Raw genomic sequence first — 19792 nt, 5'->3', positions numbered from 1 at the left:
AAATAAGATGATTCTTATGAGAGTGTTAATCTAATTATTTAATAATAAGAATTATCTTATTATTAATTTATGCCTTGAATCTAAATAAAATGCCCTTAATGGGCATTTTTATTTTTTAACAGTAATAAGAATATCTAAATTATTCCATTAGTATAATAATATTGACTGTTACCTATAACATATCTTTTTTGTTGCTATTTCTACTATTATTTATGACTAAAATTTTTTATATAAAAGATTGGTTAATTATATTTTTTAATATATAAAAATTTTTAGTAAAAATAAAAACTAGCTAGTTCAAAAAAATACTAATTTAGTAGAATATCATCATAAAAAGATTAATTTTTAGAAAATTAAGCTATATCAATTTTGTTCTGTTAATAATAAATAAAAAAATCGTAGTGAATAGGAGAATATTCTGTATTTTTACGTATCAGTGATCTTAGCTAAAAATACCAATACGTAAAAATGCCTGCTCGATAAGCAGGCATGGGGATATTAATAATTATCAAAAGCTAATTATCAATTTTTTGTTGTTGTGCTTTCACCATGTTTTTGATGTCGATGATGCCCATCAATCATGCTGTGGAATGTTTGTGTAAAGGTATCGCCTAAAGTACATAAGTAGAAGTGCGCACAAATAAACATGAGTGCAACGATGCCTAATATAAAGTGTACTTTTAACATCCAATAGCCATAACCTAGGACTTCAGGGTATAAGCATAGTACGCCTGTGATAAGAAGTAGTGGAACTAACCCAAACATAACACCTAAGTAAGCAAGTTGTTGGAGAGGGTTAAATTTATCTGTTGTAGTCGCGGCAAAAGGATGTGGTTCACCTTTCATAATACCATAAAGATAAAAGCGAGCTTGCTTGATACAGCGTCCAATTAATCCTTGCGGTCTGACTTTGTAATGTACACCATTATTTGTGGTTAGGTTAATTACAACAAAACCTATCCAAAAAGCGATGAGAATAAAACCACAGATTTTATGTAGTAGTACCATCGATGGAACATTACCGATAGAAAAATGGCCTAACAATCCACTGATTAATAGAAGAATGAACAGTAAGGCATTACCCCAATGCCAAAAACGAATGGCTTTAGAGTATAAGTAAACACGCTCTTCTTCATAGTGACCACTTTGCTTAGGTGCCAGTGCATAACGTAAAAAACCATGTAGCACCAATATGGCTATCATGGCGACAATGATCAAACCTGCTGCAATTAACCATACAGGCCAGTAATCTGGCGTATAATAGAGTTCGGCTCCCCAGATACTTGTCATGCTTTATCTCCCTGATGGATCTCTTTACGGCGGAATAAATTTGGTTTTCCGACATTATCTAATTGGTATTGATAAACGGATTTCTGTTTGATCCAAGCTTGGATCTCGGGTGAGTCAATGCGACCAAATGCCAATGCATCAGTTGGGCATACCGTTACACAAGCAGGTAACTCACCTTCTGTTAGTCGAGTATCAGCACAGAAATTACATTTATCAGCAATGTGTGTTAATGGATTGATATATCGAACGTGATAAGGACAAGCACCAACACAGTAATCACAGCCAATACAGAGCTCTTTTTTAACCTGTACAATGCCATTTTCATCAATAAATGAAGCACCTGTAGGGCAGACAGAAACGCAAGGCGCATCTTCACAATGTTGACAGGAAACTCGGAAAAATTGGTAATGTGGATCTCCTGCCTCATCATTATGAGGGCCTTGAATTTGTACTTGTAGTCGGCTGTATCCTTCAGGAATATCATTGATGACTTTACATGCTACGGTACAAGCTTGGCAGCCAATGCAACGTTTTTCATCGTGTAGCATGACAAATTGTTTAGAGTTGCTATTCATCGTTATTTTTTTCCTTAAGCCAGACTAATTTTGACGCCTGAAGTATGTACATCAGTGCCTGAAACAGGGCTAATTTCATGAGGTAATAAACTACTGCAGTGGATCCCATTTGTGGTTGCTGGCGTTTTTTCGCCGGCCTTAGAGCCTGAACCCATATAGACAAACACTGTGTCAGGACGAATACCTGTGGTAATTAAGGCATGGGCTTTCTCTTTGCCTACGCTATTTTCTAAAATGATCTCATCACCATGCTTAATTCCATGACTTTTTGCGGTATCAGGATGTAACCAGACAGGATTTTTCCACATTAGCTCTGCTAATAAAGGTACATATTGAGTCGCGCCATTGGTATGTACTGCGACTTTTCCTTGAATAAAATAGAGTTCATCTTTTTGTTTTAATGGGAAGTTATGGAAACGAGGAATACCATAATTCTCTAATAGACTTTCTAACTCTTCCGAATAGATCTCAATAAGACCACTTGGTGATTTAAAAGAAAGAGATTTTTCCATCATATTGTTACTATCAACATGTTTGATAGCATCTGGGTATTGTGCAACAAAGGCTTTTACATAGGATGGTTCACGTAAAAGTAGCGGAATACCATAAGATAAATAGCCTTTTTGGTGGATCTCTTTATAGAGATTTTCATCCCCTTTAACTTGATAAAGTTGACGAACTCCCATGTTTTCCCAAGGAAAATAACTCGCTAATCCCAGTTTTTTTCCTAATTCCATCCAAATTAACCAACTTGGTTTAGTATCACCAATAGGTTCGACAACTTGCTGTCTTAATGCATAAGCTGGATTTAAACCAGAGACATCAGAAATCTCTTCATCTCTTTCTAAATAAGTGCTTTCTGGTAACAGATAATCTGCATAAGATGCACTTTCACTTAAATACACATCACAACTGACAATTAAGTCGAGTTTTTGGGCTGTTTTTTCTAGATCAGGTCGGCAACTTACTGTTTGAAATGGATTATGGCGTGACATAATCCAAGCTTTGGTTTGGTAAGGTACACCATGGAGTGTGGAGTCAATGATAGATTGAACAATACCGCCGCCTTTATTGATATATTTAAATTGAGGCGCTGTAGCATCGACGCGTTTTGCCGTAATTTTAGGCATGCCTTTAACGGTTGGTTTAGCTAATTCAGGGGCAACGTCGATACCCGCTAATTTATTATATTTTGCAGCAGCTTTCTTTTGATACATGCCACCTTCACGTTCAATATTTCCCAGTAGGGCGTTGAAGGTGAAGATCATTCTGCGCATATTAATTTCATCTTTATTAAAGGTTGCGCGATGGCCTGGCATGACTAATGCGTGAGGAGCTTTAGCTGCAATTTCACGTGTTATGCGAATAATATCTTTTGCGGGAACATCAGAGTGAGCTTGTGCCCATTCAGGCGTGGTATCTTGTAATACTTCCACTAATTGAGGGAAACCGACAGTAAATTTTTCTATAAAATCTTTATCATAAAGATTTTCTTTTACCATAATATGACACATGGCCATTAGAACAGGTAAGTCGCCTCCTGGTCGGATAGCAAACCACTCATTTGCTTTACTGGAAACAACAGACAATCGAGGATCAAAACTGACTAATTTTGCACCACGCTCTTGTGCCGTCATTAATTCATAGGTTTCTGCAACTTCAATTCCTTCATAAAGATTATGACCAAAAGAAAGAATATATTTAGAATTTGCGAGATCCATTTTTAAATCACCACCCATCATTACCGATGCAGCAATGGCTTTGCCCGCAGGACAAGTTGATGCATGCGTAAAGGTGTTTGGTGACCCAAATGCCGCCGCTAAATGAAATAAATGAGAGGAGAGAGAGCCTGATTTTGATGAGAAAAAGATACTTTCAGCACCATAATGTTGTTTGATGCTTGCCATCTTTTCGGCAATTTCTGTATAAGCTTGTTCCCAGCTAATAACTTCCCATTCTCCGGCACCTCTAGGGCCTTTGCGTTTCATGGGCTTTACAATGCGTTTCGGATCATAAATAAGGCTAACACCACTGCCTCCTCTCGCACAGACTCGAGTTTTTTGATGTGGTGAATTTCGGTTACCTTGGATAAAGACAGTTTTGTTATTAACAACCTGAGCTTCTATAGGACAACGGTAAGAACACATCTCACACAAACTTGGTGTTAATTTAGACTGACCCTTAAGAGATGTTACTGGATTAAGTGCGAGGGCCCCTGGTGGTAAACTTCCCACCGTACAACCAACACATCCTATACCCATCCCCTTAATAAAAGAACGACGACTAATACTCATATAACCTCCAGTTTCTTCTTATAGCTAAATATTATATACAGTTGGTTAAATAAATATTTGATGGTGTCTTCAATTTATTCATTAATAAGTGATGAGTTAGTTGGAAATAATAAATAATAGCAACAAAGAAGTTAATAAATATCATAAAATAATTTAACAAATAGAGACAAACTAAAATGATAATTATTTTCTTCTAAGGCATTAGTTAGGGGCTGGTTATTGTTAAAGGAAATGAATTAAGACTTTTATAAAAAAATAACCATGCCTTTAATATTCATATGGTTATAGGAATGATTTATTCTTTTAAAGTGTATCTATAATATATTATTAAGGTAAGAAAAAATATTGATATAATTTTCAATCGATATGTATTTTTATATATACCGGTGAGAGATTTAATTGTAATTAAATTGTTATTAAAATAAAGACTAAATAAGTTTTTTAATTTTCTTAAGCTAAAGAAGCTATTTTATTATATTTGCTATAATGTCTTATTTTAATAATGAAATATCTATAAAAGATAGAATTAAATGTCAATTAAGATTTAATTTATCCAAGAGGTAGATAATTATGCCATCATAAAAAAGATAAGATAAATTATAATATATTATTCATTATGTATAATTTTTAATTAATTATATTAATGGTTATTGGGTTGTATCTAGGGTGTCAAAATACGCTACTATTGAGTCGAGTAAATGTAACAATTTCACTTTTGTGTGAAATATTAAAGGCAATACAGATAGATAAGAATTGCCTTGTCCAGAGGTATGTTAGTGGGTTAGTTCAGCATAACGACTAACACCAATATCAATAACAGCGGATAAACTCTAGCATGCCATTTATCCGGTATACGTGATAAAAAACGTTCAGCTATTTTTAATCCTATCCATGTACTACAGATTAGAATAACGGCTGCTTTTATCCAAATATAGCCAACAAATCCAGCGCTATTCCCTAACGGGGTAGTGAAAGACAATAAGATATAAGTGAGTGTTGCCGTTAATGCTAAAGGGAATGTCAATGTGTTTGCCATGGCAGCCGATTGAGTCATTGACATACCTCTACGGCGTAATAAAGGTACGGTCATAACACTTCCACCTACACCTAAAAAAGCTGCAATAATGCCAATAATAGTGCCAGTTAACGCTTCTTTTTTGTTGGTTACTTTTTGTATTTCTTTGCGTGGCGCCATAAATCCGGGGCGAAAATAGCAATCTAAGATAGTCAGAAATAGATAACCAATAAAAATCCATCGGATCCATTCACCTTGGACGGTTGAGGCAAGTAAGGCACCGAAGATCCCACCGAATGCAATCCCCCAAAATAAGATCATAATTAATTTCCAATCTATTTTTTTCGCCTTATGGTGTTTTAGGGTCGTAATAATAGCGGAAAACAACATAATGAGCGCAGAGGTAGCCACAGCAATTTGCATAGCATGTTCACCCGCTAAACTATCACCAGCCCAAAGTGTAAGAATGAGAGTATAGAGTAGGGGCACAGTAACAAAACCACCGCCAAAACCAAATAACCATGTAGTAATACCTGAAATTAAGCCAAAAGAGATCAGCCAAAGTATCATTTAAATTCTCCTGTCCATAACAGGTGATATAAGCTACCGAATATAGATTTGATTTACTTCTGTGGTGCAGACAGTGAAATAGGAATTTAGGCCAAATTATCGACAATAAAGGTTATTATTTTTGATAAGGCTTTATTAAATCACCAAACTCTCATTGGGTGTTGTTAATAAAGAACCTATTCTTTATAGCAAGAATAAGCAGTGGGTAAAATGATAGGTTGTTATAATTGGCGTTCCCTACAGGAATCGAACCTGTAACTAGCCCTTAGGAGGGGCTCGTTATATCCATTTAACTAAGGGAACATTTTGCGAGAGGGTGCTTAACTGTTTCTCAGTGTCCGTATAGTACCGTTTTTGTGGTGGAGGGATCAAGGTATTTAGTCATTGAGTTAGCAAGGTTTATTTTGTAATCAATGATAATACTGCCTTAATAGCTATTTCTATATTTTTATATTGTCACAGTAGATCGTAATAAAAATGATAAATATAAAATTAGTAGGTTAATTGAATGAGTCATAAAAAATTAAAGCAATAAACGGGAGGGAAATAAAATAAAGAAGGCTCCTACCCGTTTAATGTATACAAGCTAATAGCTTGTTAATATAGTGAGAGTGCTTTTGTTAAACTTTTTAAACACCGAAAGAGAATGTTAATACGGCCTCACCAATAAAATCGAGTCCATTACTAATATCTATCGCTTTTTTAGCTAGCTTATCACGAGAAAGAATAAATGTATGAGATGATATTCCTGGTATAAATTTTGTGGTAAAGATTTCACCTGAGACTAATTTAAGAGATGCGGCGGATACATCCTCTTGTTGCTCTGATGTCCACCCATGAATATTATTTTTAACTAAGACAGACACCCCCACTTCAGCTGTTTTAGGTGTTGCTCGGCTTATAAAAGCCGTTTTTCCGTCAACAGTTGCATCTTTCCAATTAAAAAATGAAGCCCCAACAGCTTTATCTGGGTTGGCTTTATCAACTAAGCGAAACCAAGCACTATCAAAACTAGTATTATAATCAAGATCCACATCACCATATGTGTCAGTAGGTATAAAAGTCAAATAAGTTTTAGCATCACATTCAATACTGATGCTTGTTTCTGGTTTCATATCCACATATTGATAGTTTGAAGATTGTGGTATCAAGCTTGGCGATATGCGGCCATAGTCAAAGACAACTTCTGTATTGTTAGAACTATTGATTGTACAAGTTGGCGGTTTTATATCCCCATTGATCTGTAATTGAGCCGAAGGTGTTACAGCTAGCGCTGATGTTGATATAGCCGCTAGTAAGGTAAAATAGAGAAAATTCTTTTTCATTTTACTCTTCCTTTTCGTGAATGAATAATGAATTATTAAATTAGAGGATTATGATACCCCTTTTAAATTATTATTTAAGTTTTAAAATTAAGTATTTTCTTTTATTTTAGTCTGTTTAATCAAATTATGATGTTATTGAAAATATTTTATTATTTTCATCTAATTTAGAATATCACAAAATGTTTTATTTAAAATGAATCGTAAAGCTATTGTTTGAATTTTTATCATAAAAGTATAATCATTTCGTTAATGGTTATATTGTTATTTCTGCCCATTTTAATAATGAGTAATGAAAATTTTAATGCTTTTTGATTTTATATGTAGTGGGGCATCAAAAAGAGATTATTAATAATAGCTTACTTATAATGTGATATTTATTACTCATTTTGTTTAAATGTTAAATTCAAAAACTAAATGTAATAGTAGCTTGCTCTATATAATCTAAATTCTTCAGGAATATCTATATTTTATTTAGAGGTTTTTTAATTTATTTATATATCAATAAATTACATTACTTTCTGCTCCTCTGGTTTCTAAAGTTACACTAAAGTTTTTTCCATGTGTTAGCTTTATTTTCTACAAACAAATCTGAAACTGTAAATGTTAAAAAAGTATCTACATTACAGGATGTTTTAATATCGCTACGTTGAGAGCCTAATGCATACTTAGCATTTTCAGGAATAATTGATAGTGTATGTTGGTGGCTTGATATCTCGATTAATTTGTAACTTAGCTGAAGGTATCTGGTAAAACTTGATGATATAATGGGTCGGCAAGGAAAAATAGAGAAATTTTTCTTCATTATATCCTAATATCGAAAATGATAATTTAGCTATTGATAGCCTAATCATGATATCTTTATTTTATCTATTTATGACTATATTTAACCTATTCTAATTTTGCTTATTATAATTAAAAAATATTGATAAATTATTTTTATGTTTTATTTGGATAGGGAAATTTGTATATATATCTTTATGTTTTTTTATTTCTTGATATAAAGTGGATAAAAATAACAAATAAAATAGCGTATTTTTTATATAGATAGATACTTTAAGGTAAGAAAATTCTTAGCTTGATTATTGCGAATTACTTCTTCTTTGAACTATGTAACTATAGGTGTTTTGCATAAAAAACAATCTAAAATATTTTTATCAATCGGGCATAGTTAGCTCTATTGGATAAAAATAAATCCCGAATGTTCTTATAAGATTAAAAACGAATAACAGTATCACTTATCGCCTATTGACAGTATTATATGTAAAGATGATGAATAGTGACCTATGCTCTGATTATCATAGGACAGTTAGCGGAGAACATTATGAAGTATCGCCTGTGCGGTGTTGCTCTTTTAGTAGCTTTACTTTCAGGATGTGCAAGCACACCTAACAATGGTGACAGTCGTTCTGATCCCTTGGAAGGGTTTAACCGCCAGATGTTTAATTTTAACTATTATGTTTTAGATCCTTACGTATTACGACCTGTAGCCGTAGTATGGCGTGATTATGTTCCACCACCAGCACGTAATGGACTATCGAATTTCTTAGGTAACCTTGAAGAGCCAGCAAGTATGCTAAATAGCATTTTACGTGGAGATTTTGAAAAAGGGGCTAAGCATTTCGGGCGTTTTTGGATCAATACCGTATTTGGTATTGGTGGTTTAATCGATGTTGCAGGAATGTCTAGAGAATCAATGGAAAAAGAAGTTCCTGTAAGGTTTGGTAGTACGTTAGGGCATTATGGTGTGGGATATGGCCCTTATGTGGTATTACCGGGCTATGGCAGCTTTACAGTGCGAGAAGAGGGGGGCGATTGGGCTGATGCCACCTATCCAGTACTGAGTTACCTCACTTTCTGGATGTCTGCGGGTAAATGGGCCCTTGAAGGTATTGAAACGCGAGCTCAATTATTAGATTCAGATGCAATTTTACAAAACTCATCTGATCCATATTTAATGATGCGTGAAGCCTATTTCCAAAAAAATGATTTCGATGCTAATGGCGGGAAAACAGGTGAAAATCCAAACGCAAAAGCGATTGAAGATGATTTAGATTCTATCGATTAATCTGTTTATCTGGTTGTTTAAATAAAAAATGGTCTTTTTTAAGACCATTTTTTGTATTTAAAGTAGCAAATCAGCTTAGAAGCGATAGTTAAAGTTCATACCGTATAACCATGCTTTACCTGATGATTCAAATTCATAAGCCGGCAATGGTAAGCTTTCAGATAGCTTCTCTTTAATTGTCACTTTCTTACCGTGCATATAGGCTAAACCAACATCCACAGACATATCTTTATTAAATGCGTAGGTTGCCCCCGCACTTAACCAGAAGCGATCTTGGTCAGGGATCGAGATAGAGCGTTTATCAGCAGGAACAGGACTATCATCAAAGGCAATACCGGTGCGGAATGTCCAATTATCATCATGGTAATAAGTGGTTCCTAATGCAATACGCCATGCATCACGGAAGCCTTCTTCTTTGTTGAAGAGTTGTTGACCATCACTTTTACGTGTTGCTCTTAACTCTTTAAACTCACTCCAACTGGTATAAGCTAAATTATAATGGACAGCCCATTTAGGGGCGACACGGTGGTAAGCAGCAAATTCCCAAATCTCCGGTAGGTTAAGGTCTAATTTACCTTTGATAGTATCTCCATTAGTACCAACCACCCCCATACCTTCTAGTGCGGGTAATGAGCGGATATCACTTTGATAATCACCATCTTTAAATTTCACTTTTACTTTAGAGCGATAAGTGAAGCTGATACGGTTATCTTCATCAAACTCATATAATAAACCGGCGTTCCAGCCAAAGCCCCAAGCATCCCCTTTTAATTGTGCAAAACGATCACTTGGCGATAAGCCTGATAAATAACGGCCTAATCCCTGATAGTCAGGATCTGGATGTTGAGATAAGGCACCACCCAATAGCTTACCGGCTTCACCTACATGGCGGGTAATTTCAGCATCAGCATAGAGCGCATTTAAGCCTAAACCGACACTAAATTGTTTATTAACTCGATAACCTGCACTTAAATTTAAGTTCATGGTTTTTAAATCAGTTTTTCCGCCAATTAAACCTGCTGGGTAATCTTTTTTAAAGTCGGTAGCTAAACCAAAGTTAGTAGTACCTGATGCACCAATTGCCCATTTATCGTTGATAGGCGCAACAAAGTGAATATTGGGGACTAAAGCACTTGGGGCGATATCGCCGGCATTAGTGCTGGCGCCAGAGAGTGGGGATTTACCTTTAATATCAACACTGGGATTAATATGGATAGCACCAACGGAAAACTCAGGACGATCAAACATGGTCAATGCGGCAGGGTTTCGACTACCTACACTCGCATCATCTGCAATAACGCCTTCTCCTGAAAAAGCACGACCTAGTGCTGAAGTTGAATATTCATTTAACTGAAAACCGGCAGCGCTTGCATAAGAGGAAAGTGTTCCTACAATGGCAGCGAGAGCTGTGCGAGTAAACAGGTTTTTACGGTTCATGACCTAAACCCTCATAATTTTTTTAAATAAGTAACTTCTGATTAGAAGCGCTGGATTTTAGGTGCGGTTGTCGTTATGACAAATCAGACCAGTTGCTTAAGTATAAAGATGAATAGTGGTAATGTTGCAAGTTTGTTTTATATATATTTTCATTTTGATTTAAAATTTGGGATTTGGTTAACATTAATTTTACATTAAATGCCAATAAAGATGGTTTTGTTTATTAAACAAACAGTAAAATCAATTTTTTTTGTAAAATTGTAGGTTAATTTGAGCTAACGCAGGTTATTTTATTTTTTTGCTATTATGATAGATAATTAACACTTCTTTTGTTGGGAGACTAAAATGGCAGACGCAATTAATCGTTGTAATGCAGAAGAAACAGCTGCTTGTTGTTGTGTTGATGTTGGTACTATTATCGACAACAAAAATTGTACCGCATCTTATCAGCACGTTTTTGCCGATAAGGCTCAAGCTGAAGCGATGTTAAATGAGCTAACAGCTAAAGCTAATGCCACTGCATCTGAACCTTGCCAAATTAAACATCAATTTGCTGATGTTGAAGGTGGCGTTCAATTAACCGCTGATTTTACTTTCTCTTGTGAAGCAGAAAATCTGATCTTCCAATTAGGATTACGTTAATCCTTTGAAATTAAACTTCTTCAAGGCTATTGAAATTCAGTAGCCTTTTTTATTTTTTATCATTATTTATTCCTTCCTTTTATTGTTTTCTTCGAGTTACAGCTAATTGAATGAAATAATGAGCGCTAACTCCCACTTCTTATAAAATGATGTTTCTGATAAGTGAAAATTTTGTTAACTCTATTAATCAGGTCAGACCTCTTTGGTGTTAGGAATTCATTTTGTCAGGAGTCGTTATGAAGTCATCAGCGAGCAGTACCATAAAAGATCGTGTTGCGATTGTCAGTGGATTGCGTCTCCCATTTGCTAAACAAGCAACCGCTTATCGGGGGATCCCTGCGGTTGAGCTGGGGCGCTCGGTTGTACAAGAATTAGTGATCCGTAATGAAATTCCTCCTGAAATTATTGATCAACTGGTGTTTGGTCAAGTAGTACAAATGCCTGCCGCACCGAATATTGCCCGCGAGATTGTACTTGGCGCAGGGCTAAGTGTAAAAACAGATGCTTATAGTGTAACCCGTGCTTGTGCAACGAGTTTTCAGGCTATTGCTAATGTGGCTGAAAGTATGTTGGCAGGTCATGTTTCAGTGGGTATTGCTGGTGGCGCAGATTCATCTTCTGTATTACCGATTGGCGTGAGTAAAAAATTAGCCGATGTTTTACTCAGTTTAAGTAAAGCGAAAACATTAGGGCAACGGCTTAGTTATTTAAGTCAACTACGTTTTGGTGATCTGCTACCCGTTGCACCCGCAGTGGCTGAGTATTCCACAGGTTTACGTATGGGGGATACTGCTGAGCAGATGGCTAAGACTTATCATATTTCAAGAGTTGCGCAAGATGAATTAGCGCATCGCTCTCATCAATTAGCTGCCAAAGCGTGGGAAATGGGAAAATTAAATGACGAAGTTATGACGGCATTTTTCCCACCCTATAAATCAGGTTTTCATCAAGATAATAATATCCGCAAAAATTCTGTACTTGATTCTTACGCAAAATTGAAGCCCGCCTTTGATAGGCGCCACGGTAGTGTGACAGCGGCTAATAGTACGCCTCTTACGGATGGTGCTGCTGCTGTGCTAATGATGAAAGAGTCTGTTGCCAAAAGTTTAGGCTATCAACCTTTAGGTTATCTGCGTAGCTATGCTTTTACCGCCATTGATGTCTGGAAAGATATGTTACTGGGGCCTTCTTATGCGACTCCGTTAGCACTATCAAGAGCCGGTCTTACTTTGAGTGATTTAACACTAATAGATATGCATGAAGCTTTTGCGGCTCAAACGTTGAGTAACTTAACCTTATTTGCAAGTGATAAATTTGCTCAAGAGCAACTTGGACTGTCAAAAGCAATAGGTGAAGTTGATATGGATAAATTCAATGTTCTTGGTGGCTCTATTGCTTATGGACACCCCTTTGCTGCAACAGGGGCGAGAATGGTGACTCAAACATTACATGAACTGAAACGCCGAGGTGGTGGCTTTGGTTTAACAACAGCTTGTGCTGCGGGCGGATTGGGTGCAGCGATGATTTTGGAGGTGGAATAATGGCGACTCAACAAAGGATACAAACCTCATCTGAGAAATCACCGGTATTCCAGTTTTCAGTACGTCCCGATAAGGTCGGAATTATCACCATTAATGTTGTAGATGAAAAGGTCAATACACTGAAAGCTGCTTTTGTTGAACAGTTTCAAAATGTATTAAAACAGGCTCAGCAACATTCAGGTGTAAAAGGATTAATTATCACATCAGGTAAACCTGATAATTTTATTGCTGGTGCTGATATATCAATGATTGCAGATTGCAAAACCAAAGAAGAGGCCACCGCATTAGCGAAAGCAGGGCAAGATCTTTTTACTCAATTAGAAAATTATCCTTTGCCTGTCGTCGCAGCCATCAATGGCGCCTGTTTAGGTGGGGGATTAGAACTAGCATTAGCCTGCCATGGGCGAATTTGCTCCGATAACAGTAAAACACGTTTAGGCCTTCCTGAAGTTCAATTAGGATTACTACCAGGTTCGGGGGGAACCCAAAGATTACCACGTTTAATAGGGGTTACGACCGCTTTAGATATGATTTTAACTGGACGACAAATTAATGCCAAACGGGCTTTCAAGCTTGGCTTAGTTGATGACGTTGTACCACAAGTTATTTTATTAGATGTTGCAGCCCAATGGATTTTAACAGCTAAAAAAGCTGCTAAAAAACAGACTATTATGGAGCGTTTTTGGGCAAATACCACATTAGGAAGAAATATCCTCTTTGATCAAGCTAAAAAGCGCACTTTAGCTAAAACCAAAGGTCATTACCCAGCGGCAGAGCGTATTCTTCACGTTATTGAACGAGGCTTAGAGAAAGATATTCAAACAGGTTTTAAAGAAGAAGCTAATGCGTTTGGTGAATTAGCCATGACCCCGGTTTCATCTGCATTACGGCATCTCTTTTTTGCCTCAACAGCATTGAAAAATGAAACAGGATCATCTGCAAAGCCAGATAACTTACACCATATAGGTATTTTAGGTGGGGGGTTAATGGGGGGCGGTATTGCTTTTGTGACAGCAACAAAAGGTAATTTACCCGTTAGAATTAAAGATATTAGTGATAAAGGTATTGCGCAGGCACTTAACTATAGTTGGAAAGCGTTATCAACTAAGGTCAAGAAAAAACGGCTCTCTGCTCGTGAACGCCAAAGACAAATGGGGTTATTATCAGGGACATTGGATTATAGCGGTTTCCATCAAACTGACCTTATTGTCGAAGCTGTTTTTGAAGATTTGGCTTTAAAGCAAAAAATGGTGGCTGATATTGAAGCCTTAGGTGAAGGCAAGATCATCTTTGCTTCAAATACGTCTTCTCTTCCTATCCATAAAATTGCTGAAAAAGCACAATATCCAGAAAAAATAATTGGGCTGCACTATTTTAGTCCCGTTGAAAAAATGCCCTTAGTTGAAGTGATCCCTCATGAAAAAACGGATGCTAAGACAATCGCCACAACCGTTGCTTTTGCTAAAAAACAAGGCAAAGTTGCCATTGTGGTAGGAGATAAACCCGGTTTTTATGTCAATCGAATTCTCGCCCCTTATATTAGTGAAGCCTTAACCTGTTTGGTTGAAGGGGAAACGATAGAGAATATTGACAAAGCATTAGTTCAATTTGGCTTTCCAGTCGGCCCCATTCAACTTTTAGATGAAGTGGGAATTGATATTGGTACTAAAATAACGCCTATTTTAGTCAATGAGTTTGGTGAGCGTTTTGCATCTCCTCCCGCGGTGGATGCGATTATTGCGGATGACAGAAAAGGGCGTAAAAACGGTCGTGGTTTTTATCTCTATAATCAGCATGCCTTACCTTTCTCTTTAGGAAAAAATAAAAAGCGTGCAGATCCGATGATTTATCGCTTATTACAGGTTAAACCTAAAAATCAGTTATCGGCTTCAGAAATAACCGAACGTTGTTTATTGCTTATGCTTAATGAAGCTGTTCGTTGTTTAGATGAAAACATTATTCAACAACCTAGGGATGGTGATATTGGTGCTGTTTTCGGTATTGGTTTTCCTCCCTTCTTTGGTGGACCATTCCGGTATATAGATAGTATGGGAACAACAAAAATAGTCGATAAGCTTAATCAATTAACTGAAAAATACGGTGAAAAGTTCCAGCCATGTGAGCGATTAGCAGCAATGGCCAAGTTAAATGAACGATTCTATAGCTAACTATCTATTCTATAATGTAATGAGTAGAAAGGATGATTAAGGCGCTTATGCGCCTTTTTTTGTACCTATATAATTGAGATGCAGTTCACTCATTGGGCGAGGGTTTACGGCGTTTTTCGCTAAATTAAGCGCTGATTAAACAAGGTGTTATTATTAATGAAAAATCGGCTTATAAATGTTAATGATAGCTGAGTGAAAAGTGTTTTTGGGGGACAATAAACGCCAATGGTATATTCTAAAGACAGTTTGTTTTAATAAGAGATTAAATATAATTTTTTGGTGTTAAAATATACCAAATAGAGCAAATTTACTGGATAAAATAGCGTATTATTTGTTTGGGGCTTTTGGTTAAGACTAGATATTTGTTATTCTTACTTGCTTTATGTATTGATACCCTTAGAAATGATAACAACAAAATAGGTTTATATTGATTATGCAAATTTTTATTATGCGCCACGGTGAGGCTACTTTTGATGCGCCCAGTGATGCACTACGATCTTTAACAGAGCGTGGTGAATATGAATCATTAACCATGGCGAATTGGATGACACAGCAAGATCATAGTATCGATTATGTTTTAGTTAGTCCTTATTTGCGGGCACAACAAACACTGAATGTTGTGCAACAAGGCTTAGTATTATCCGCTAAGATAGAAACCGATGAAGGGCTTATTCCTGGGGGCAATCCTGATCATATTGCTCATTATTTAAGGGCATTAGGGGAAGTGGGATATCACAATATTCTAGTTATATCACATCTACCTTTAGTGGGGTATGTCGTGGCAGAGCTTTGTCCAACAGTGAGTGCTCCGATGTTTTCAACCTCAACGATTGCTTGTGTTGATTTTGATTTATCAACAGGCTCGGGGAAATTGCTGTGGCAAGTCTCCCCAGCAAACTTAAAATAAATTACCGAATAAAGTCTATATGTTATTTATATTGTTCTGATTTATTCGGTGATGTTAACGACGCGCAATATCATCATTTTCGACTAACAGCAATAGTGCAGCATCACCTCCCCACTCTTTTGGTGCTTGATGAAAAGCAATAATATCAGGGTGTTGAGCTAACCAAAGAGGGGTTTGCTGTTTTAAAATATGTTTACCATGCCCATGCATAATACAGGCACAATACACATGCTCTCTTCTACAGGCCGCGATTAAGGCACCAATTTCTTGTTTGGCGATTAATTGTGTTAATCCATGTAAATCTAAAAAAAACTCTGGTACATAATCACCACGACGCAATTTTTTTAGCTCGTACGCATTTGCCCCTTCTCTTAAATAACGCATCGGGCCTTCTGTTGCCAAGTTAGGTTGAAACTCATCGGAGAAATAGTAAGAAGCATCTATTTGCTCTTGCTGTAATCGCTCTGTTGGATAATGAGTCACTTTTTTTCGCGGTGTTTGGTGGCGTATTTTATCTTGTGGGAGCTTTTTGGTGCCTTTTATCATCTCCTGAAATAATTCTATTTCTGAAGGAGGTAATATGAATTTTTTGTTCATTTTTAGCGTTCTTCATCATTGCTATCATCTATATCTATAAATAATAGTACCTTAAATATAAGGGGAGATAAAAAACTATTGTTAAATAGATGAAACAAAAAAGGCAGGGGGGATCCCTGCCAAAATAGTCACATAGCTAGCAAATAGATTAATTAGTGCCCTGATGTTTCTGCACGTCGACAAGCTTCAAATAAGAACCAAGTACGACGCTCTGTTTCATCGATCCAATTTTCAATTAAGCTTGCGGTAGAGATATCGTTATTTTCATCACAGACAACATGTGCTTTTCTCAGTTCTGCTGCAAGTAATTGATTATCTTGACATAGCTCAGCTAACATATCTAAAGGCTCAACAAATTCAGCATCATTATCTTTAATACGTTGCATTTTTGAGATCTGCCCTATAGAGCGTAATGTCATGCCACCAATTTTACGTACACGCTCGGCAATAGGATCTGTCATGGCAAAGAGCTGATCACCTTGTTCATCTAACATTAGATGATAGTCACGAAAATGAGGACCGCTCACATGCCAGTGGAAGTTCTTTGTTTTTAGATATAAAGCAAACACATCCGCAAGAATAGCATTCATCGCTGCACTAACTTCTTTTGTTGCTTTAGGTGCTAAATCTGTAGGGGTAGATAGAGGACGGGTTTGGAGTTTATGTGCATCATTAACTTCAGCAGGGGTTAGTTTTTTACTGCTCATTTTCATCTCCTAATAAATCGAAAAAGTATTATTGAGAGAACAACATCGTAAACAGAACAACCAATTGCAGAACAAGATGTTATTGATATTACTGACTGTTCAGTTCAATAATAAATCACATGTAAATAAGTATGGATCGATTTCTTATAATTACTAGTTAAAGTGATAAATATAATTATTTGTTCTGGTTTTTTGTTTGTTGTTAGTTGATTGTATGGTTATTGTGTGATTGTTTTGGTTTATCTGGCTAATATTGAATTTGTTTCATCATAAAGATAAAACGAGATGAATTTAATAATATTGTCTTTTTTTATTATCTAACGCTGATTTATCACGATCTTCATGGCAAACTACAGACTTTCTATTTCGTCAGATCCGTCAGAGGACAACAGTTTTGGATATCACAGCAAAAGAAGAAGCCGTAGCTGATTTAAGCACGATCTTAGATATGTTACGTTGGGCTATGAGTCAGTTTAATTCATCAGATATTTATTATGGTCATGGTACGGATAACGCATGGGATGAAGCGTTACAGCTTGTTCTACCTACACTGGCTCTTCCTTTAGATATTCCTGATGCTCTTTTATCAACCAAACTTACAACCTCTGAAAAAATGGAAATCATTCAACTTATTGAGGTTCGTATTGAACAAAAAATTCCTGTGCCTTATTTAACGCATCGAGCGTGGTTTTGTGGACATGAATTTTATGTTGATGAACGTGTCTTGATCCCTCGTTCTCCCATTGGTGAATTGATTAATAACCATTTTGCTGGACTGATTGGGCAAGAGCCAACCCGTATCCTTGATTTATGTACTGGCAGTGGATGTATTGCTATTGCTTGCGCCCATGAATTTCAAGAAGCAGAAGTCGATGCAGTCGATATTTCAGCTGATGCGTTAGAAGTTGCCGAGTTTAATATTGAAAATCATGGTTTAATTCATCGTGTTTATCCAATGCAATCTGATCTCTTTGAGGCAATTGTTCCTACACCATACGATATTATCGTGACGAATCCACCTTACGTTGATGCTGAAGATATGGGTGACTTGCCTGATGAATACCATATTGAACCCGAACTTGCATTGGCTTCTGGTGTGGATGGCTTAGATATCACCAGACAAATTTTACTAAAAGCACCTGATTATTTAAGCGAAAAAGGCATTCTTGTCTGCGAAGTCGGTAATAGCATGGTGCATCTTATCGAACAATTTCCTGAAGTTCCTTTTACTTGGCTTGAGTTTGAAAAGGGAGGCATTGGTGTCTTTATGTTAACGCGTGAGCAACTTGTCGAATTTTCAGATAGCTTTGCTAGCGATAAACGTTGATGTCAATGTGATGAAACGGTAGATTGTTATGGTTGCAAATAACATATTAATAACATCACACAGTCAGTCATAAGATAGGAATTGAGGGATGGCGGGAAACAGTATCGGGCAATTATTTAGAGTAACCACTTTTGGTGAGTCTCATGGCACAGCGTTAGGTTGCATTGTGGATGGTGTTCCTCCCGGATTACCTTTAACGCAAGCGGATCTACAAGTTGATTTAGATAGACGTAAACCGGGAACTTCACGTTATACCACACAACGTAGAGAGCCTGATCAAGTGCGTATTTTATCGGGTGTTTTTAATGGTGTAACAACGGGAACCAGTATTGGATTATTAATAGAAAATACGGATCAGCGCTCTCAAGATTATAGCGAAATTAAAGATGTATTCCGCCCAGGGCATGCAGACTACACCTATGAACAGAAATATGGTTTACGTGATTATCGTGGCGGGGGACGCTCTTCTGCTCGAGAAACCGCCATGCGTGTCGCAGCGGGGGCTATTGCCAAAAAATACCTTAAACAAAAATTTGGTATTGAAGTAAAAGGTTACTTATCTCAATTAGGGCCGATTAGTTGTGAGTTAGTTGATTGGTCAATTGTAGAAACCAACCCATTCTTTTGCCCAGATCCTTCTCGCCTAGATGCCCTTGATGAATATATGCGAGCGCTAAAAAAAGAGGGTAATTCTATAGGTGCCAAAGTTACCGTGGTTGCAGAAGGTGTACCTGCAGGATTAGGCGAACCCGTTTTTGATAGACTTGATGCCGATTTGGCTCATGCGTTAATGAGCATCAACGCAGTAAAAGGCGTTGAAATCGGAGATGGTTTTGATGTGGTGACCTTAAAAGGGACTGAAAACCGCGATGAAATTACCAAAGAAGGTTTTAGCAGTAATCACGCGGGAGGGGTATTAGGTGGCATTAGTAGTGGTCAACCTATTATTGCACACATTGCTTTAAAGCCAACTTCAAGTATTACTATTGCTGGTAAGACGCTTAATCGACAAGGTGAAGAAGTCGATATGATCACCAAAGGGCGACATGATCCGTGTGTCGGTATCCGAGCTGTTCCTATTGCAGAAGCTATGATGGCTATTGTGTTACTTGATCATGCGTTACGTCAACGGGGTCAATGTGGTGATGTTATTCCTCCATTAATGCAATGGTGATCTTAGCTTACATCAATAATACAGCGAATAATCTGTAGTAAGTTTGCTATGAGTTTTTAAAGGTGTGAGCGCCTTATTATTCTATGCTCAGATAGTGTTACTGTTTTTATTTAAAATAATCAAATAAAGCAGTAACACACGCCCCCTCATTTCTGATA

The 19792-nt window shown here is 36.8% G+C and carries 15 protein-coding genes and 1 tRNA gene; 7 read left to right on the top strand and 9 right to left on the bottom strand.

Annotated features, from left to right (window positions below):
• Nucleotides 1-522 precede the first annotated feature (522 nt).
• The 6 genes from phsC to HMPREF0693_RS04485 form a co-directional block, all read right to left on the bottom strand.
• Nucleotides 523-1290, bottom strand: a complete 768-nt coding sequence (gene phsC, locus HMPREF0693_RS04510; protein WP_004243780.1) for a thiosulfate reductase cytochrome B subunit — start codon at nt 1288-1290, stop codon at nt 523-525.
• Nucleotides 1287-1865, bottom strand: coding sequence for a 4Fe-4S dicluster domain-containing protein (locus HMPREF0693_RS04505; RefSeq protein WP_004243779.1), 579 nt, complete (start codon nt 1863-1865; stop codon nt 1287-1289). Before HMPREF0693_RS04505 ends, phsC begins: the two co-directional genes overlap by 4 nt.
• Nucleotides 1866-1879: 14 nt before the next feature.
• Entirely contained in the window at nt 1880-4159 is a 2280-nt protein-coding gene (gene phsA, locus HMPREF0693_RS04500) for a thiosulfate reductase PhsA (RefSeq protein ID WP_004243777.1), read from the bottom strand.
• Nucleotides 4160-4940: 781 nt separating this feature from the next.
• Nucleotides 4941-5744, bottom strand: a complete 804-nt coding sequence (locus tag HMPREF0693_RS04495) for a sulfite exporter TauE/SafE family protein (protein ID WP_004243776.1) — start codon at nt 5742-5744, stop codon at nt 4941-4943.
• 228 nt (nt 5745-5972) lie between these two features.
• Nucleotides 5973-6047 (bottom strand) — tRNA-Arg (locus HMPREF0693_RS04490).
• Nucleotides 6048-6373: 326 nt separating this feature from the next.
• On the bottom strand, nt 6374-7069 hold the full coding sequence (locus tag HMPREF0693_RS04485; protein WP_004243775.1) for a fimbrial protein: 696 nt from the start codon (nt 7067-7069) through the stop codon (nt 6374-6376).
• Nucleotides 7070-8390: 1321 nt separating this feature from the next.
• Between HMPREF0693_RS04485 and mlaA the strand changes: the two genes are divergently transcribed.
• Nucleotides 8391-9134: a phospholipid-binding lipoprotein MlaA gene (gene mlaA / locus HMPREF0693_RS04480; protein WP_004248410.1), complete on the top strand. Its 744-nt coding sequence runs from the start codon at nt 8391-8393 to the stop codon at nt 9132-9134.
• 75 nt (nt 9135-9209) lie between these two features.
• On the opposite strand, the gene fadL is transcribed toward mlaA, so the two are convergent.
• The gene (gene fadL, locus HMPREF0693_RS04475; protein WP_004243772.1) at nt 9210-10571 is read right to left on the bottom strand and encodes a long-chain fatty acid transporter FadL; all 1362 of its coding nucleotides are present in this window, start codon (nt 10569-10571) and stop codon (nt 9210-9212) included.
• 345 nt (nt 10572-10916) lie between these two features.
• Here fadL and HMPREF0693_RS04470 point away from each other — a divergent pair, with 345 nt between their 5' ends.
• The 4 genes from HMPREF0693_RS04470 to sixA all read left to right on the top strand — a co-directional run bounded on the left by HMPREF0693_RS04470 (nt 10917) and on the right by sixA (nt 15829).
• The gene (locus HMPREF0693_RS04470) at nt 10917-11213 is read left to right on the top strand and encodes a YfcZ/YiiS family protein (RefSeq protein WP_004243769.1); all 297 of its coding nucleotides are present in this window, start codon (nt 10917-10919) and stop codon (nt 11211-11213) included.
• Between the two features lie 236 nt (nt 11214-11449).
• Nucleotides 11450-12754 carry an acetyl-CoA C-acyltransferase FadI gene (gene fadI / locus HMPREF0693_RS04465; protein WP_004243765.1) on the top strand — a complete coding sequence of 435 codons (1305 nt, stop codon included), beginning with the start codon at nt 11450-11452 and terminating at the stop codon, nt 12752-12754.
• Entirely contained in the window at nt 12754-14922 is a 2169-nt protein-coding gene (fadJ, locus tag HMPREF0693_RS04460; protein ID WP_004243763.1) for a fatty acid oxidation complex subunit alpha FadJ, read from the top strand. Before fadI ends, fadJ begins: the two co-directional genes overlap by 1 nt.
• 433 nt (nt 14923-15355) lie before the next feature.
• Nucleotides 15356-15829: a phosphohistidine phosphatase SixA gene (sixA, locus tag HMPREF0693_RS04455; protein ID WP_004243761.1), complete on the top strand. Its 474-nt coding sequence runs from the start codon at nt 15356-15358 to the stop codon at nt 15827-15829.
• Nucleotides 15830-15883: 54 nt separating this feature from the next.
• Here sixA and smrB read toward each other — a convergent pair whose 3' ends face one another.
• Together smrB and HMPREF0693_RS04445 are read right to left on the bottom strand one after the other, a co-directional pair.
• Nucleotides 15884-16426 carry an endonuclease SmrB gene (smrB, locus tag HMPREF0693_RS04450; RefSeq protein WP_004243759.1) on the bottom strand — a complete coding sequence of 181 codons (543 nt, stop codon included), beginning with the start codon at nt 16424-16426 and terminating at the stop codon, nt 15884-15886.
• Nucleotides 16427-16578: 152 nt separating this feature from the next.
• Nucleotides 16579-17133: a Dps family protein gene (locus tag HMPREF0693_RS04445; protein ID WP_004250672.1), complete on the bottom strand. Its 555-nt coding sequence runs from the start codon at nt 17131-17133 to the stop codon at nt 16579-16581.
• 448 nt (nt 17134-17581) lie between these two features.
• Between HMPREF0693_RS04445 and prmB the strand changes: the two genes are divergently transcribed.
• Nucleotides 17582-18460, top strand: a complete 879-nt coding sequence (gene prmB / locus HMPREF0693_RS04440; protein WP_046334445.1) for a 50S ribosomal protein L3 N(5)-glutamine methyltransferase — start codon at nt 17582-17584, stop codon at nt 18458-18460.
• An 88-nt stretch (nt 18461-18548) separates the two neighbouring features.
• Nucleotides 18549-19634, top strand: coding sequence for a chorismate synthase (gene aroC, locus HMPREF0693_RS04435; protein WP_004243753.1), 1086 nt, complete (start codon nt 18549-18551; stop codon nt 19632-19634).
• Nucleotides 19635-19792 lie beyond the last annotated feature (158 nt).

Origin of the sequence: Proteus mirabilis ATCC 29906 (assembly GCF_000160755.1) — a bacterium.
Taxonomy (GTDB): Bacteria; Pseudomonadota; Gammaproteobacteria; order Enterobacterales; family Enterobacteriaceae; genus Proteus; species Proteus mirabilis.
The sequence above is the reverse complement of the archived record's forward strand: the minus strand, read 5'-3'. Positions and strand labels throughout refer to the sequence as shown.

Excerpts from the sequence above, each read along its gene's own strand:
- HMPREF0693_RS04445 (WP_004250672.1), bottom strand. The coding sequence starts at position 17,133 with ATGAGCAGTAAAAAACTAACCCCTGCTGAAGTTAATGATGCACATAAA.
- fadJ (WP_004243763.1), top strand. The coding sequence starts at position 12,754 with ATGGCGACTCAACAAAGGATACAAACCTCATCTGAGAAATCACCGGTA.
- sixA (WP_004243761.1), top strand. The coding sequence starts at position 15,356 with ATGCAAATTTTTATTATGCGCCACGGTGAGGCTACTTTTGATGCGCCC.
- HMPREF0693_RS04470 (WP_004243769.1), top strand. The coding sequence starts at position 10,917 with ATGGCAGACGCAATTAATCGTTGTAATGCAGAAGAAACAGCTGCTTGT.
- prmB (WP_046334445.1), top strand. The coding sequence starts at position 17,582 with ATGTTACGTTGGGCTATGAGTCAGTTTAATTCATCAGATATTTATTAT.
- smrB (WP_004243759.1), bottom strand. The coding sequence starts at position 16,426 with ATGAACAAAAAATTCATATTACCTCCTTCAGAAATAGAATTATTTCAG.
- aroC (WP_004243753.1), top strand. The coding sequence starts at position 18,549 with ATGGCGGGAAACAGTATCGGGCAATTATTTAGAGTAACCACTTTTGGT.
- HMPREF0693_RS04485 (WP_004243775.1), bottom strand. The coding sequence starts at position 7,069 with ATGAAAAAGAATTTTCTCTATTTTACCTTACTAGCGGCTATATCAACA.
- HMPREF0693_RS04495 (WP_004243776.1), bottom strand. The coding sequence starts at position 5,744 with ATGATACTTTGGCTGATCTCTTTTGGCTTAATTTCAGGTATTACTACA.
- mlaA (WP_004248410.1), top strand. The coding sequence starts at position 8,391 with ATGAAGTATCGCCTGTGCGGTGTTGCTCTTTTAGTAGCTTTACTTTCA.
- phsA (WP_004243777.1), bottom strand. The coding sequence starts at position 4,159 with ATGAGTATTAGTCGTCGTTCTTTTATTAAGGGGATGGGTATAGGATGT.
- phsC (WP_004243780.1), bottom strand. The coding sequence starts at position 1,290 with ATGACAAGTATCTGGGGAGCCGAACTCTATTATACGCCAGATTACTGG.
- HMPREF0693_RS04505 (WP_004243779.1), bottom strand. The coding sequence starts at position 1,865 with ATGAATAGCAACTCTAAACAATTTGTCATGCTACACGATGAAAAACGT.
- fadL (WP_004243772.1), bottom strand. The coding sequence starts at position 10,571 with ATGAACCGTAAAAACCTGTTTACTCGCACAGCTCTCGCTGCCATTGTA.
- fadI (WP_004243765.1), top strand. The coding sequence starts at position 11,450 with ATGAAGTCATCAGCGAGCAGTACCATAAAAGATCGTGTTGCGATTGTC.